Genomic DNA, 16,686 nt, shown 5'->3' on the forward strand with positions numbered 1-16,686 from the left:
CTCAAGGGCTGCGAAAGTCTTTCGCGACCCGATCGGCCGCCTCTTGTAGGCTCCCCCGCAGCCTGTTCGAGCCGCGCAGGCACGTTACTTCCGGGAGGCCGGGAATGCCGGTGCACAGCATCCACGACACACAGCCCGCCGACCGCTGGGAGGACGCTTTCCTCTCCGGCAACGGCGAGTACGGAATCATGGTGTTCGGGCACCCCCACCGGGAGCGGATCGTCCACAACCACCACCGTTACGTGCTGCCCAACGAGTCCCTCGGGATGCGGCCGCCGGCCGTCGCCGACCGCCTTGAACAGGTTCGCGACCTGGCCCTCGCCGGGCAACGGGAGCGGGCACAGCGCGAGTTCTCCGACGGCAGGGGGATGGCCTGGACACAGTCCTTCCACCCCGGGCACATGCTTCATGTGGACACGACCGCCGGGGACGGCCCCATCGAGCACTACCGCCGGGCCACCGACTTCGCCACAGGTGAGGTGACGGTCACCTGGTCCGACGGGGAAGGGGAGTGGGTACGGCGTGCGTTCGTGTCGCGCACCGACGCCGTCGCCGTCGTCGAGATCACCGGTCCGCGGCTCGACCTGGCTCTACGACTGTCCGGAGAGCTGTCGGGCCGCCCCGCCGAGGTCACTTTCACAACGTCCGCCGAGGTCACCGAGGACGGCGAGGCGTCACTCGCCGTCGTGGGCGAGTATCCGCCCGGTCCCGGCGCGGCGGGATTCACCGGCGTGACCCGGGCCGTCGTCACGGGCGGCCGGGTCGCGACCGAAGGCGACACGGTCCATGTCGAAGGAGCGACGCGCGTCGTTCTGCTGACCCGGATGGACCGGTCGGCGCCCCTCCCCCGCATCGACGCGCTCCGCGCGGCCCTGGCCGAACTGCCCGCCGAATACGACGAGTTGCTCGCCCGGCATGCGCCCGTCCACGGCGAGCTCTACGGCCGCGCCGAACTCGACCTGGGTGTGCCCGACAGCCACCGCGGCCTCCCCGTGGGCGAGCTGATCGCCCGTGCCGACACCAAGACGCTGGACGGCGCGCTGATCGAGGCGCTGTTCCACTCCGGCCGCTACCTGCTGCTCAGCTCCAGCGGGGTACTGCCGCCCCGGCTGACCGGTCTGTGGCTCGGCGAATGGGGCGCCGCCTGGTCCGGCGACTACACCACCGACGCCAACATCAACCTCCAGATGGCCGGGGCGGTCCTCACCGGCATGCCCGAACTCATCGCGCCGTACGCCGACTTGATCGACGGTCAGATCGACGACTGGCGCACCAACGCCCGCACGATCTACGGCACCCGCGGGATCCTGGCCCCCAGCCGGACGGACGGCGAACACGGGCTGCTCTTCCACCTGGACGACGACTGGCCCTGGACCATGTGGCTGGCCGGCGCGGACTGGCTGCTGTTCCCGCTGTACGAGTACTGGCAGGCGACCGGCGACGACGGCTTCCTCGCCCGCACCCTCGCCCCCTGGCTCGTCGAGGCAGCCGTCTTCTTCGAGGACTTCCTCACCCGCGAGGACGACGAAGGACACGTCGTCCTGGTCCCCTCCTACTCCCCCGAGGTCGGCCCTCGCGACGGGCGGGGCATGTCCGGGGTGAACGCGACCATGGACCTGGCCGCGGCCCGGCACGCCCTCACCACCGCCGCCGACGTCTGCACCCGCCTCGGCATCGAGCAGGCCGCGGTCGGCCGCTGGCGCGCGCTGGCGGAGCGGCTGCCGCCCTACCGCGTCGACGGGCAGGGGGCGCTCGCCGAGTGGGCGTGGCCGGGACTGGAGACCGCCGACGCACACCGGCACATCAGCCACCTCTACCCGGTGTGGCCGCTGCACGACATCACCCCGGACGACACCCCCGACCTGGCCGTCGCCGCTCGCGAAGCCCTGCTGCGACGGGGTGACGAGAACCTCTCCGCGCACGGCAGCCTGCACCGCGCCCTGGTCGCCGCCCGCCTGAAGGACAGCGGGACGGCGAAGGAGAACGTCCTCAAGATCGTGGGCCACAACATGGTCTTCCGGTCGCTGATGACCTCGCACAACCCCGATCTGAAGATCTACAACGCGGACGCCGCCCACTGTCTGCCGGCCGTGGTCGTGGAGATGCTGCTCGACTCCCGGCCCGGGATCGTGGAACTCCTGCCGGCCCGGCCCCCGGAGTGGCGGTCCGGCAGCCTGCGCGGCCTCGCCACGCGCGCCGGGGTCGGCATCGACGAGCTGACGTGGGACGTGTCCGAAGGCCTCGCGAAGGTGGTTCTCACCTCGCCACTTGAGCGGGACATCGTCCTCGTGTGCCGTGACGGCTCGGACCAGCGGCAGACCGTACACCTGCTGCCGAACGTCCCCACCACGGTGACCGTCCCGCTCGCCTGAGGCCTCAGGGGCGGGCAGCCGCAACGGTGCAACGCGTGCGCCCTGCGGTCACTCACTGTGTATCGACTCACCTGCGCACCGACGTCGAGGTCCGCAGCACGAGCTCCGTCGCCAACTCGATCCGGGACGACGCGGGCGCTCGCCCCTCCGCGAGTTGCACGAGCACCCTGGTGGCCTCGGCGCCCAGCTCCTCGAACGGCTGGCGCACCGCGCTCAGCGGCGGACAGGCCATGGCCGCCACGAGGGTGTCGTCGAAGGACATGACCGCCAGGTCCTCGGGAACACTGAACCCGTGCTGACGGGCCGCTTCCAGGACACCGAGCGCCTGCGCGTCGCTTGCCGCGAAGACGGCGGTGGGTGGATTGCCTGAGCGCAGGATCTGCAGGCTGGCGAGCAGCCCTTCTTCGAAGTCGAAGTCGGTCGAGCGCACGATCGCCGGGTCGTACGCGATCCCCGCCTCCTCCAGGGCGGCCCGGTAGCCGTGCAGCCGCGCCGCCCCGGCCAGCGAGTGCGAACGGCCCGCGACCATGCCGATCCGGGTGTGCCCGAGGCCCAGCAGGTGTTGCACCGCTTCCCTGGCCCCGCTCCAGTTCGTCACCCCGATGCTCGGAATGTCGTGGGTCGGTGCGCTCAGCGGGTCGATCAGCACCACGGGAAGCCGTCGCTCGACGATCCGGCGCTGGTCTTCCTCGGCCAGCATGGAGATCACGATGATCAGGCCCGCCGCGTCGAGTGCCACGCACTCCTCAAGCCACTGGGAGATCGAACGGTGACCCGTCGTCCCGGTCACCACGTCCAGGCCCAGTTCGTCCGCCGCGTCCACGATTCCACGGACGACTTCCAGTGTGTACGGCCCCGACAGGTCACGGAACACCGCGATGATCTGACGCGGCGCCGCGGGATCAGGTTCTCCCGGGCGAACGTACCCGTGGCGTGCCAGCAGGTCCTCGACCCGGGCTCGCGTCGCCGCTCCGACGTCGGCACGCCGGTGCACGACCTTCGACACGGTGCTGAGCGACACTCCCGCCTCGCCGGCGATGCTCGTCAGCAAACCGTACTGCGCATCCCCGCGCGCGCTGCCCCGAACTGTCACTCGTACGCCTCGCCTTTGAGCTGCACTCGAAACTCCGCCGCAAGCCAACAGGACGAAAGGCCCGGTGACAAGGCTGCTGCGTCGGATGACAACCAGCGCGCCGCGTCGGTCTCACCCCCTGTGGATCATCGGGGGTACGCGCTCTCGCGGATCCGCAGCGTGAGAGGAACCCCCGTCGCCACCGACGGCACCACGATGCCGACCCGATCACCGTCGTTCGTCCTGCGGCACCCGGCGCCGTCGTCCGGAAGCAGCACGCGGTGCGCCGGTCGCATGTCCGCACGAGTGAGCCTCGGTACGAGCCCGGACGGACACCGCACCAGCCGCTCACCGCTGAGCGGTCGCAACGGTGAGCGACGGCCGGGATGGCCGACCAGTGATCAGCCGGCCGGCCATGGAGCGGGGGTGCGGAGGTGGCGGGGCTACGCCGTCGTCAGGGGCAGTGCGGCGAAGGTGTGGTGTTCCCAGAGTCGACGGACGGCCTCCTCCGGGTACGCGGTCACCGTCGGTTCGGTGTCGAGGAGTTGGACGAGGCGGCGCTCGGGATCGTACGCGGGCCAGCCCGGGTCACCCGTGGCGGCGAAGGCGGTCCACGCGGAACGGAAGCGGGCGGAGAGCGCCTCGGTCTCCGGCGAGGGGACGGGACCGGTCAGCATGGCGCCGAGACCGCCGTAGACACCGAACGTCAACGGGACGTCGAGCCCGTGACAGGCGCCCAGGGCGCCGCCGTTGGCGGGCGCGGCCCAGGTGAGTTCGTACACGTGCGCCCGGCCGCCGCCGGCCACCTGCGCCTCCGCCAGGTGCAGCGACGGCATCCGGAACAGCCAGTCCGACTGCACCAGTTCGAACAGATACTCCGCCGAAGCATCCGGAAACGCGCCGCGGTAGGCCGACTCGCTCCCCGGCCCCGGTCCGAACAGGCCCAACGCCATCGAGGCCAGCCCCTCGTCCACCTGGCCGAGCAGCCCGCCCAGCATCAGGAAGAGGCGGTATTCGTCCCGGTTGTGCCCGGTGATCAGCTCCACGTCCCGCGCGGCGCCGCTCGCGAGGGCCTGCCACGGCGTGGTGGGCAGGACATCGCCGTCGACGACGGGCGAGAACGGGGTCGGGGTCAGAGCGACCGGCCCCCAGCGCTCCACGTACCCGCGCATACGGCCGGTCAGTTCGGCTCCCGCCTCGGGCAGCTTGCGCGGATCCACACCGGACAGATCGGCGACCGTCGGCCGCAGCCCCAACCCACCGGCCAGCACCTCGGCGATGTCACCGGCCAGCGCGGAGGAGAAGAACGTGCCAGGCACACTCTGGGTGATCGCCCGCCGGAACAGACCCCGCGCCCGCGGCATGGCCATCAGGGCGGCGATGGACCCGGCACCCGCGGACTCGCCGAAGACGGTGACCTGCTCGGGGTCGCCACCGAAGGCGGTGATGTTCTCGCGCACCCACTCCAGAGCCGCGACTTGGTCGAGCAGACCACGGTTCGCGGGCGCGCCCTCGATCAGGGCGAACCCCTCGATGCCGACTCGGTAGTTGAGGGTGACCACGACCAGCTCGCCGTCACGGGAAAGGCGGCTGCCGTCATAGGCCGGGTCGTCGGCGGAGCCGAATTTGTACGCGCCGCCGTAGATCCACACCATCACCGGCCGCCGCGCGGCCGGGTCCGACTCCGGCGTCCACACGTTGACCGTCAGCCAGTCGTCACCGGCCGGAGGACCGGCGGGAGCGTCGGCCGCAGGACCTGCCTGCTCCTGCGGAGGCGGCGGACCGAACGCGAACGCCTCCCGCACACCGTCCCAGCCGTCCACGGGTCGCGGCGCCGCGAAGCGCGCCGCACCGACCGGCGGCTGCGCGAACGGGATACCCCGGAAGACCTCCAGGCCACCTTCACGACGACCGCGGACCGCGCCCGCCACCGTCCTGGCCTCCGGAAACTCGCTACTGCTCATCGACGACTCCTCAAAGGACCGGCCACCGGGCAGACGGTCCGCACGCGGGATTCAAGCGGGTTACCGAACGGGTTACACGACCGCCTCAGATTTGCGTGAATCATATTTCACTAGGCGAACTCATTTGTCGACGAGTTCGCACTTCGAAGACCCGCGTTTCCGAGGATGAAGGCCCGCCGCCTCCCTCCCGCCCGGAGGGAGGCGGCGGCGGCCTCCAACCCCTGGCGAGATCCGCCAAGAGGAGGATTCCGACGATGAGGCGAGCCATCGCCGATCGTGACATCGATTCGATGTGAATATCGATTCGATGACGCATGTGAGAAGATGGCCCGATGCTGGAACTCGCGATACTGGGCTTCCTGGCCGAGGGCCCCCTACCGGGTCATCAGCTGCGCCGCCGCGTTGCGGACCTGACCGGCTACGCCCGGCCGGTCAGTGACGGCACCCTCTACCCGGCCATCAACCGCCTCGCGAAGGCGGGCCTGCTGGAACGGCGGGCCGATCCGCGCGCGGGTGCAGGCCGCTACATGCTCAGCCTGACCGAGGCCGGCCGCGCCGACATGCTGGAGCGCCTGCGCAAGCCGGCCGACCACGAGATCACCGACTTCACCCGCTTCCACACGGTGCTGTCCTTCCTCTCGCACCTCCCTGACATCGCCGAACAGCACGCGGTACTGCGTCGACGCCTGGCGTTCCTGGAGGAGCCGGTGAGCTTCTTCTACGACGGTGACCGGCCCCTGCGCGCCGAGGAGGTCGCCGACCCCTACCGGCGTGGCCTGCTCCTCACCGCCCGCGCGACCAGCCGCGCCGAACGCGCCTGGCTCCGCGAGGTCCTGGGCGAACAACCTCCTGAGAACCCCTGAAAGACCCGGAGGCACATCCATGCTCGCGTCCTGGTACGACCAGCAGGGCTCCGCCGCCGATGTCCTGCACGTCGGTGAACTGCCCGACCCCCACCCCGGCCCCGGCGAGGTGCGGGTCCGCGTGACCGTCTCGGGCGTCAATCCCGGTGACACCAAGAAGCGGCGCGGGTGGCTTGGCTCCTCGATGCCGTACCCGAGGGTCGTCCCGCACAGCGACGCCGCCGGCGTCATCGACGAAGTGGGCGACGGCATCGACGCCCACCGCGTGGGAGAGCGGGTGTGGGTGTACGGCGCGCAGTCCTACCGGCCCTTCGGCACCGCCGCCCAGTACACCGTCGTACCGGATCAACAGGCTGTACGTCTCCCCGGCCACCTCACCGACGAGCTCGGCGCGAGTCTGGGCATCCCCGGCATCACCGCCCACCGCGCCGTGTTCGCGGACGGCCCGGTCGACGGCCGGATCGTCCTCGTCCACGGTGTGCTCGGCGGTGTCGGTTCCCTGGCCGCCCAGCTCGCCCGCTGGGGCGGCGCCACCGTCATCGGCACCGTCCGCCGTGGCGACGACCTCGCCCACGTCGACGCGACCGCCGTCTCCCACGCCGTCGCCCTGGATTCGGCCGACCCGGCGGCAGCGATCCGCTCGTACGCGCCGGGCGGTGTCCACCGCGTCGTCGAGGTGTCCCTGTCGGCCAACGCCGACCTCGACAACGCGGTCACCGCGCTCGACGCCGTCATCGCCGCCTACGGCACCCATGCCGACCGTACCGAACTCCCCTTCTGGCCCCTGCTGTTCAACAACGTCACCCTGCGGCTGCTCGGCAGTGACGACTTCCCCGCCGCGGCGAAGCGACAGGCCGCGCGTGATCTGACCGCGGCCGCCGCGGCCGGGGCCCTCACGGTCGACGTCGCGGACCGCTACCCGCTGGAGGACATCGCCAAGGCCCACGAACGGGTCGACGCGGGCGGGCGGGGCAGGGTGGTGGTCACCGTTCCCGGCTGACCGAAGCACGGCCGATGGCCGCATTTTCAGGGGAGGGGCATTAGTCCTGCGGTACTAATCGCGGCCCGTCCATTCGATGCCACAGGGGGCAGGAAGCGCGGAAACCCGCACCTAGCTTGAGATCAAGGGGCGATCGGGCCCTGCTCACGTAATGATCTCTTCTCCTGGTGGGAGTACCCCGTGGCCACCTTCCTCTATCGACTGGGACGGCTCGCCTTCCGGCGACGACGCCTGTTCCTGATGTTGTGGATCGCCGTCCTGGCCGCCGTAGGCATCGGCGCCATGAGTTCCACCGGCTCCACCTCGGACAGCTTCACGCTGCCCGGCACGCAGTCCCAGAAGGCCATCGACCTGCTGGGCAAGGAGTTCCCGCAGGCCTCCGCCTCCGGCGCCACCGCCCGGGTCGTCTTCGAGGCCCCTTCCGGCCAGAAGCTCACCTCCGCCGCCAACAAGGCGGAAATCACCTCGCTGGTGGCCGAGTTGAAGGCGTCGCCGCAGGTGGCGAGCGTCTCCGACCCGTTCACCAGCGGTCTGGTCAGCAAGTCGGGCTCCATCGCCTACACCCAGGTGTCCTACAAGGTCGCCAAGTCCGACGTGAGCGGCGCCGCGCACGAGGTCCTGAACAAGGTCGCCGCGGAGGGTGAGAAGGCCGGGCTGACGGTCAGCATGGGTGGTGACGCGGTCGAGGACAAGGCGGCCAGCAAGGCTGCCGAGCTGATCGGTCTGGCGGTCGCCGCGGTCGTTCTGGTGATCACCTTCGGCTCGCTGATCGCGGCCGGACTCCCGCTGCTGACCGCGATCCTCGGCGTGGGCGTGGCCGTCATGTGCATCACCATCGCCACCTCGTTCGTGGACATGGCCTCGGCCGCCTCGACACTGGCTCTGATGCTGGGTCTGGCGGTCGCCATCGACTACGCCTTGTTCATCGTCTCCCGCTACCGCAACGAGATCCGCGACGGCCATGATCCGGAGGAAGCCGCCGGGCGGGCCCTGGGCACCGCCGGATCCGCCGTCGTCTTCGCCGGCCTCACCGTGATCATCGCGCTGGCGGGTCTGAGCGTCATCGGCATCAAGATGCTCTCCTCGATGGGCCTGGCCTCCGCCTTCGCGGTCGCTGTCGCCGTGCTCATCGCGCTGACCCTGCTGCCCGCGATGCTGGGCTTCGCCGGGACACGGATCATGAAGGGCAAGCTCCTCAGCCCCCGCATGCACGCCCTGGAGGAACGCGGCGAGGGCGAGGCCATGGGCGTGCGCTGGGCGCGCTTCGTCACCCGCAACCCGGTGAAGGTTCTCGCCGTCGCGGTGATCGGCCTGGGCCTGCTGACCATCCCTGCCATGTCGCTGCGCCTGGCACTGCCCGACGACTCCATGAAGTCCCCCGACAGCACCCAGCGCGTCGCCTACGACACCCTCAGCAAGGGCTTCGGGCCCGGCTTCAACGGTCCCCTGACCGTGGTGGTCGACGCCCGTGACAGCAAGGACCCGAAGGCCGCCGCCGCGGACGCGGTGGCGCGGATCAAGAAGCTGCCCGACGTGGCCACGGTGCGCGACGCCGCGTTCAACGAGGCCGGAGACGTGGCCCTGATCGGGGCCATCCCGAAGAGCGCGCCGAGCAGCCAGGCCACCAAGGACCTGGTCAAGGACATCCGCGCCCGGAGCGGCACGTTGCACAAGGACACGGGTGCCGACCTGATGGTCACGGGCACCACCGCCGTCAACATCGACGTCTCCACCAAGCTCGGCCAGGCCCTCATCCCCTACCTGGCGATCGTGGTCGGCCTGGCGCTGATCCTGCTCCTGCTGGTCTTCCGCTCGATCCTGGTCCCGCTCAAGGCGGCCCTCGGCTTCCTCCTCAGCGTGGGCGCCACGCTCGGCGTCGTGGTCGCCGTCTTCCAGTGGGGCTGGCTGAAGGGCCTCTTCGGCATCCAGGAAACCGCGCCGATCGTGAGCGTCCTGCCCATCCTGCTGATCGGCGTGGTCTTCGGACTCGCCATGGACTACGAGGTCTTCCTCGTCACCCGGATGCGGGAGGAGTACGTCCACGGGGCCGAACCCACACAGGCGATCGTCCAGGGCTTCAAGCACAGTGCCCGCGTGGTCACCGCGGCGGCGATCATCATGATCTCGGTGTTCTCCGGCTTCCTCCTCGACGACGTGGCACTCATCAAGTCCATCGGCCTCGGCCTCGGCTCCGCCGTGTTCTTCGATGCCTTCGTGGTCCGTATGACCATCGTCCCGGCGGTCATGACCCTGCTCGGGCGCCGTGCCTGGGCCCTGCCCAAGTGGCTGGACCGGGTCATGCCCAACGTGGATGTCGAGGGTGAGAAGCTCCGCCAGGTTCTGGCCGCAGAGCAGACGAGCACCGCGCCCGAACCCGTATTCGCCGGCGTACCCGCGGGGAGCCACCAGGGCTCGGACAACCACGCCGCCCCGTCAGTCCTCACCAGCGGCTCCGGCGCCTCCGAGACCACGGGCTTCGCGTCACCGCTTCCCCGGCACAACCGTGGAAGGATCCCGGGACTGTCCGGGCTCGGACAGCGCCGCACGAACGAAGGCGACGCCGCCCCGTCGGCCGACACGGCCGAGCCGAAAGCAACGCCGACGAGGGGGTTGCGGAACAAACTGTTCCGTAAGAGCTGACGGAGACGCGTCGCAGCAGCGACCAATGCCGACCGCTGTTCGACCACTGACCGGATCGGCCACCTCCCACCGGCCGATTCCCCAGCCCCGCCCGCCGGTCCAATCCCCCCGGGACCGGCGGGCGGCCTCCCGACCTATGAAGGACCCCCGTGACCACACCGAGCGCCCCCGCGGCTCCCAGCCCGGACAACCGCCGGGTCCTGGAGACCCTGACCAGCGATTCCGAACAGCGCGTGATCGCCTCGGTCATCTTCCGGCTGGCCGCGCTGCGACGGGCCGACCGGGCCCACCCCAAGGTCCGGCACTGGGGGGTACCTGCCTTCTGCGCGGCGCTCGGCATCAACTCCTACCTCAACCCCTACAACACCGGCGACGTCCCGGCGCAGCTGGCGCTCATCATCGCGTTCACCCTCCCCCTCCTGTGGCGGGAACGCCGGCCCATGCTGGTCTTCGCCCTGACCACCGCCGCCTCCGTAGTGGCCCTCCCGCTGGGCGTGTTGACCGGAGCCGAGTCCGCACGGGTCGTGGCCCTGTTCAACGTCGGCCGCTACAGCACCCCCCGGCAACTCGCTCTCGCCGTCGGCATCACCACCGTGCAGCTCGGAGTGTGGGCCGCCGTCTTCTGGCGGGGCGGCCAGCTGGAACACGCCACACGCCCCGAGGTCGTGACCCTGTTGGCTATGACCGCCATGGCGGCGTTCGCCGCGCTGGGGCTGCTCAGCCGACTGGCCAGTGCTTACATCGACGCCCTGAGGAAGGAACGCGACCAGCAGGCCCGCCTGGCCACAGCGCAGGAACGCGCCCGGGTCTCCCGGGAGATGCACGACATCCTCGGCCACACCCTCGCCGTCATCGTCGGCCTCGCCGACGGCGCCGCCGCCCTCACCGAGAAAAAGCCGGAACGCGGGGCCCAGACTCTCCGCATCATCAGCACCAGCGGCCGTGACGCACTGGCCGAACTGCGCCGCCTGCTCTCCGTCATCGGCGACGAGGACGACCAGCCGGGCGACAAGCCGCTCGCCCCGCAGCCCGGCCTGACCGACCTCGACCCACTGCTGGACCGAGTCCGCGCCGCCGGTCCCACCGTCACCCTGGACTCCCACGGCAACCTCACCGACCTGCCTCCCGGGATCCAGCTCTCCGTCTACCGCATCATCCAGGAGGCCCTGACCAACACCGTCAAGTACGCCGCCCCCGACACCTCGGTCCAGGTGTCCCTCACCGCCGACCCGGACGCCGTACGCGTCACCGTCGAGGACACCGGCCCGTCCCGCACACCCTCGACGAACCGTCCCGGCGCGGGCGGCGGCCGTGGCCTGGTCGGCATGCGCGAACGCGCCGCCCTCTACCAGGGCACCGTCACCGCAGGCCCCAACGCTCACGGCGGCTGGTCCGTCAGCGCCCTCCTCGTCCCCAGCCCGCAGCCCAACTCCCCGGAGAAGCAACCCTCATGACCACCGTCCTCATCGTCGACGACCAGGCCCTGCAACGGATGGGCTTCAACATGCTCCTGGAGGCCCAGTCCGACATGAACGTCGTCGGTGAGGCCACCAACGGCGGTGAAGCGGTCCGTATGACCGCCGAACTCCGGCCCGACGTCGTCCTCATGGACGTCCGGATGCCCGGCATGGACGGCATCGAGGCCACCCGCCGCATCGTGGAGTCCGGCGGCCGTTCACGCATCCTGGTGCTGACGACCTTCGACCTCGACGAGTACGCCTACGACGCCCTGCGTGCCGGAGCCAGCGGCTTCCTGCTCAAAGACGCCCAGCCCGACGAACTCGTCGCCGGGGTCCGGGCCGTGGCCGCCGGCGACGCCGTCATCTCCCCCGGCCTCACCCGCAAACTGATCGACGCCTTCAGCGACCGCCTCCCCGGGCACAGTCCGCAGCAGCAGCGCCGACTCGCCGACCTGACCCAACGCGAGTGCGAAGTCCTCACCGCCATGGCCACCGGCTGGACCAACCAGGAGATCGCCGAGCGTCTCCACCTCGCCGAATCCACGATCAAATCCCACATCGGCCGCATCCTCACCAAGATCGACGCCCGCGACCGCGTGCAGGCCGTCATCTTCGCCTACGACACCGGACTCGTCCGCCCGTCGTAAACCGCCCCGCCCCGCTCGCCCGCCCGCCCCCTCAAGGGCCGCACCGACACCGCTCCTTGTGTACCGACACGTCCCCGCAACCCAGCATCCACAACGAAGAACAGGACACAGCAATGGGACCGTTGGCACGAACCGGCATGGGCGTGGCCCTTGCCTGCGGGGTACTGGTCACCGCCGTCAGCATCGGACAGAGCTCCGACAGCAGCGACAAGAGCAACCAGAGCAACCAGAGCAACGACAAGGAGATATCCAAGGGGCCGTACGTCGCACTCGGCGACTCGTACACCTCGGGCCCCAAGATCCCTCCTCAGACCAGCACTCCGGCCGGCTGTGACCGTTCCGGCCGCAACTACCCGGCCCTGGTCGCCAAGGAACTCGGCCTCAAGGCGGCCGACTTCCGTGACGTGAGTTGCAGTGGCGCCACCATCTCCGACCTCACCACCCCCCAGTCCACCGGCAACGGCACCAACCCCGCGCAGCTCTCCGCGCTGAACACCGACACGCGGCTGGTCACGCTCGGGATCGGTGGCAACGACATCGGCTTCAGCTCGATGATCACCAAGTGCGTCGGCACCGGAACGCTCTTCAAACTGGCCGAGCGCGTCACGGACATCACCGACAAGGCACCCTGCGAGGAGAAGTACACCTCCGGCGGAACCGACAAGGTGGCCCAGAAGATCAGCACCGCGGGTGACCGCCTCACCCGCGCGCTGAACGAGATCCAACGCCGTGCGCCCGAGGCCCGGGTCTACGTCGTCGGCTACCCGTCGATCCTGCCCGCCAAGGGCACACGCTGCGGTCGCGGCCTGCCCATCGCTCCCGGCGACGTCACGTTCCTGCGCGAGAAGCAACAGGAGCTCAACACCATGCTCGGCGAACGCGCGCGAGCCGCGGGCGCAACGTACGTCGACACCTTCACTCCGTCCGCAGGCCACGACGCCTGCTCCCCGGCGGCCACCCGCTGGATCGAACCCCTCAAGCCCAGCAGCCCCGCCGCCATGGTCCACCCCAACGAACGGGGCGAACAAGGCATGGCCACGGCAGTCCTGAGCACCGTGAAGAGCTGAGGACACCACAGCCGGAGAGCGGCGAGGCCATCAAGCAGGCCGCCCCGGCCTCTCTCCTGCACCCGCAACTCCGGTCGCGCGTACTCAAGCGGAGCGCGCGTCCGGTCCGCATCGGCCGTCCGTGGGGACAGGCGCCCGGTGCGGGTGAAGGGCCCGGCCACGATCCGGAACGTCCCAGGATCCGTGGCCGGGCCCACGCCCCCACACACCGTCCCCGCCCCGACCATCGCCGGCCGAACGCCTCCAGGGCCCGGTCCGCCGGGAGAGCACCCGCATGACCACCGTACTCATCGTCAACGACCAGGCTCTGCAACGCCTCGGCCTGCGAATGTTCCTGGAAACCCAGCCCGACCTCACCATCGTGGGCGAGGCGACCGCCTACGCCCAGGCAGTCCGACTCGCCGACACACTCCGACCTGACGTCGTCCAGCACGAGGTGTCCGCGCTGACGACTGTGGAAGATTTCCAGGTACTCGAAGAGTGCGGCGAACAGCTCCAGTCGGGTTCGCCACCGTCTGCGGTTGAGGAGTTCGACCTGGTGCCCCAGAGCTTTGTGGCGGCCATCCGCGGGGACCCGGCCGAGTTCCTCAACGTCCACGTGGACAAGTTCGCGGGGATCTCACCGGTGCGCGCGACAGCTCTCTTCCCGTCTCTCGCGAGGGGCTCGGCCCCAGCCGGATCGGAGTCGAGCACGTCTACAAGACCGCGGAACAGGTGGCGTTCAGCATCCGGCGAATGGTCACCGTACTCGGCCGTCGAGCAGGCGATCGGCAGCACACTCACTTGACCGGACAGACGCCGGCGGACTGACGGCACACCGAAGCTCCGGGCGGTGCAGGCGACTTGATCGGTCACCGGCATCAACCGGAGCTTCGTTGCGTACGGACCGGGCCGACCGCACGTCGTCATACCGTCGCCACCTGCACACTCACGTGATCACCGGGACGGTGAAACCGCCCTGGATGGCGACGGGTGCGCCGACACGTCAATACACAGTGAACCGCTCCTCTGCGAAACACTTTCGAAACGCACTGGTGACACGGATGCCCCGCGCCCGAATAATTGGCCCATCCCCGCTCCCCGTCGGGGAGTTCAGAGGAGGTGAAGGGGTTGCCTTGTTCGCGATGGCACGAAGGCATTGGAACTGCGTTACAACCGCAGCCGGAATGGCGCGCTGCCGGCCTCTTCTGAACGGACCGCCACCAATCCGGTCCGCGCCGTCTGCGAAGTACCGACAGCGACGGGATATCAGCGATTCCCCTGTCACCGTCAACAGTTGAGGAAACCGCAACGCTGCCTTCCTCCGCGAACAGCTGCCGCGGACAGGTCGTTCGACTCCCTTCGGCCTTTCACGCACTCCGTGCCCTCGACGGAATCGGGCGCGACGAGCGAATACAGCAGAGCGGTGGGCGCGCTCGTACGTCATAAACCGTGAATGCGCCCACTTGCCAACCAGGAAAACCCCAGGGCTCGACTCACCTGCACCGATTCGCAGGCTCAGTCCGCGACTCAAACGATGGCATCCCCTTGCCGCAGCGTGGACGGGACGCTCCAAGTGGCCGGGGAAAACAAACTCTCCTCCGCTTCGGCGCCGCCAAGTCGGAGAGAAATCACCGGCCGCCGGCATACGGATCCCGGCCCGCTCCGGACTCCAAGATCCGATCTTGTCTATCTTTTCGGGAGGAAAGATGAAAGGCACAAGACATCCGCGTAGAGCTTTGATCCTCGTTCTGGCCATAGCCGCGACGCTGTGGACCTTCGCGATTCCTGCGCAGGCATCCACACCGACACCCGCCACCCTCTACCAGCTCCCGAGCAGCTCATCTTGCACGAAGGCCACCAACAACTGCGCGCTGTACCCGAAAACGGCCGTGCTGCCGAGTGGACGACTCGTCGCGGCGTTCGAAAAGTCGACGGTAGCCGCCTCGGGTTCGGCCGACGGCCAGACAATGCCGTTGTACAAGAGCGACGACAACGGCACGACCTGGCAACACCTGTCAGACGTCAAGGCGCCGGCGTACGCGTCGTCGAACCCCGCGTACTCCTCGTACGTCAGTAACTGGACCAACCCGTATCTGTACGTGCTGCCCCAGGCAGTCGGAAATCTCGCATCCGGCACACTGCTGATGGCCACCGTCGTGTCGGGCGACGACTACAACTACCTCGACCAGAAGGCAGCCAACTCCAGCTACACGCCGACGCACGACGGCGACCGCAGCAACACGGCGATCGCGCTCTACTCAAGCACCGACTCGGGCGCGACGTGGAATGTCGTCAACGTCATCACGACGGGCAGCTGGTCCAACGGCGCGAACTACCCGGCCACCGCGAACACTTACCACCAGAACGACCCCGTTTGGGAGCCGTACCTGATGGCCTACAACAACCAGCTCGTCGCCTACTACTCCGACGAGAACGACTACACCGGTTACGACTCGTCGACAGGCGTTCCGACGCTCGATCCGAACAACAGCACAACTTCGGATCCCGCCACCCAGATCCTTGCGCACCGGACATGGGACGGCGTCAGCTCGTCGTGGAGCAGCGCGGTTGTCGATGTCTCCGGAACGACGGTCACCAATTCGTCCGGCTACAGCGAGATCGGCGGTGGCCGCCCCGGCATGACCAATGTCGTCCAGACCAGTGACGGCAAGTGGATGATGACCTACGAATACTGGGGTGGCGGTGACAACGTCCGCTACAAGATCGCCAGCGACCCACTGCACTTCTACTCGGTGGGCGGTACCGCGGGCACCGGCGTCACCTCGCTCTCGGTGACATCGGGCTCCAGCGCCTTGTCCCGTGGGGGGAGCCCGGTGCTCATGCGCATGCCGAACGGGCGGATCCTCTTCAACGCCGCAGGCAGCGGGGACGTCTGGACGAACGCCGGCGGAAGCAGCACCGGTGCGTGGACGCAGCAACACACGACGATGGCGTCCTCCTACAGCCGCAGCCTCACCTACATCCCCAACACGGGCCGAGTCGAGATCGTCGGCGGGACAACCACGATCTCCTACGCGGACATCGACTTCGGAAACTCCACCGGCGCGTACTACAAGCTCGTCAACGTCAACAGCGGTAAGGCCCTGGGGGTGTTGGGCGCCGACCTCCTCGACGGGCAGAACGTGGTCCAGTGGACCGACAACGGGTCGGCCGACCAGTTGTGGCACGTCACGGATGTCGGCAGCGGCTACAGCACGCTGCTCGACAAGAACAGCGGCCGAGCCCTCGGCATCCTGGCCGCCAGCACGTCGAGCGGCGCGAGCGCGGTGCAGTGGGTGCAGAACAGCGGCAACGACCAGCAGTGGCAGGTGGTCGCCGTCGGCTCCAACTACAAGCTGGTGAACCGCAACTCGGGCCTCGCCCTCAGCGTTTCCGGAGCAGCCACCACCGACGGCGCGCAGATCGTCCAGCAGGCGTACACCGGCGCCTCGTCTCAGCTGTGGTCCCTGGTGCTGGTTTCGTCCTAGACACCGCCACGCCTCAACGGGCAGCACACAAAGCGGGAGCCCTGCCGCCGGGCTCCCGCCAGGGTGGTCACCTGAACGTGTTCATGGGCCGGCACACGGTGTGGCGCCGGCCCGCCTCACTACGAGCAGGG

Annotated in this window: 11 protein-coding genes; 9 read left to right on the forward strand and 2 right to left on the reverse strand. The window is 69.2% G+C overall.

Features of this window, described 5'->3' with window-relative positions; all coding sequences use genetic code 11:
* Positions 1 to 104 precede the first annotated feature (104 nt).
* Positions 105 to 2,372 carry a glycosyl hydrolase family 95 catalytic domain-containing protein gene (locus tag OG496_RS08495; protein WP_405970265.1) on the forward strand — a complete coding sequence of 756 codons (2,268 nt, stop codon included), beginning with the start codon at positions 105 to 107 and terminating at the stop codon, positions 2,370 to 2,372.
* Positions 2,373 to 2,439: 67 nt separating this feature from the next.
* Here the strand turns inward: OG496_RS08495 and OG496_RS08500 are convergent, their stop codons facing one another.
* Together OG496_RS08500 and OG496_RS08505 are read right to left on the reverse strand one after the other, a co-directional pair.
* Positions 2,440 to 3,423 carry a LacI family DNA-binding transcriptional regulator gene (locus OG496_RS08500; RefSeq protein ID WP_405970266.1) on the reverse strand — a complete coding sequence of 328 codons (984 nt, stop codon included), beginning with the start codon at positions 3,421 to 3,423 and terminating at the stop codon, positions 2,440 to 2,442.
* Between the two features lie 464 nt (positions 3,424 to 3,887).
* Positions 3,888 to 5,408 (reverse strand): carboxylesterase/lipase family protein, encoded by a 1,521-nt coding sequence (locus OG496_RS08505; RefSeq protein ID WP_405970267.1) that lies wholly within the window; start codon positions 5,406 to 5,408, stop codon positions 3,888 to 3,890.
* Positions 5,409 to 5,740: 332 nt separating this feature from the next.
* Here OG496_RS08505 and OG496_RS08510 point away from each other — a divergent pair, with 332 nt between their 5' ends.
* The 8 genes from OG496_RS08510 (at position 5,741) to OG496_RS08545 (ending at position 16,555) form a co-directional block, all read left to right on the forward strand.
* Positions 5,741 to 6,271: a PadR family transcriptional regulator gene (locus tag OG496_RS08510; protein WP_366495262.1), complete on the forward strand. Its 531-nt coding sequence runs from the start codon at positions 5,741 to 5,743 to the stop codon at positions 6,269 to 6,271.
* A gap of 19 nt (positions 6,272 to 6,290) precedes the next feature.
* Positions 6,291 to 7,271: an NADPH:quinone reductase gene (locus tag OG496_RS08515; protein ID WP_405970268.1), complete on the forward strand. Its 981-nt coding sequence runs from the start codon at positions 6,291 to 6,293 to the stop codon at positions 7,269 to 7,271.
* Positions 7,272 to 7,451: 180 nt separating this feature from the next.
* The gene (locus tag OG496_RS08520; RefSeq protein ID WP_405970269.1) at positions 7,452 to 9,911 is read left to right on the forward strand and encodes an MMPL family transporter; all 2,460 of its coding nucleotides are present in this window, start codon (positions 7,452 to 7,454) and stop codon (positions 9,909 to 9,911) included.
* Positions 9,912 to 10,060: 149 nt separating this feature from the next.
* Positions 10,061 to 11,365 (forward strand): sensor histidine kinase, encoded by a 1,305-nt coding sequence (locus OG496_RS08525; RefSeq protein ID WP_405970270.1) that lies wholly within the window; start codon positions 10,061 to 10,063, stop codon positions 11,363 to 11,365.
* Positions 11,362 to 12,018, forward strand: coding sequence for a response regulator transcription factor (locus OG496_RS08530; protein WP_266880020.1), 657 nt, complete (start codon positions 11,362 to 11,364; stop codon positions 12,016 to 12,018). Before OG496_RS08525 ends, OG496_RS08530 begins: the two co-directional genes overlap by 4 nt.
* 113 nt (positions 12,019 to 12,131) lie before the next feature.
* Entirely contained in the window at positions 12,132 to 13,085 is a 954-nt protein-coding gene (locus tag OG496_RS08535; protein ID WP_405970271.1) for an SGNH/GDSL hydrolase family protein, read from the forward strand.
* Between the two features lie 274 nt (positions 13,086 to 13,359).
* Positions 13,360 to 13,872, forward strand: coding sequence for a response regulator transcription factor (locus OG496_RS08540; RefSeq protein ID WP_405970272.1), 513 nt, complete (start codon positions 13,360 to 13,362; stop codon positions 13,870 to 13,872).
* Between the two features lie 931 nt (positions 13,873 to 14,803).
* A complete protein-coding gene (locus OG496_RS08545) occupies positions 14,804 to 16,555 on the forward strand; it encodes an RICIN domain-containing protein (protein ID WP_405970273.1) in 1,752 nt (583 codons plus the stop codon).
* Positions 16,556 to 16,686: the final 131 nt, after the last annotated feature.

The sequence above is a fragment of the Streptomyces sp. NBC_00988 genome (assembly GCF_045162645.1).
GTDB lineage: Bacteria > Actinomycetota > Actinomycetes > Streptomycetales > Streptomycetaceae > Streptomyces.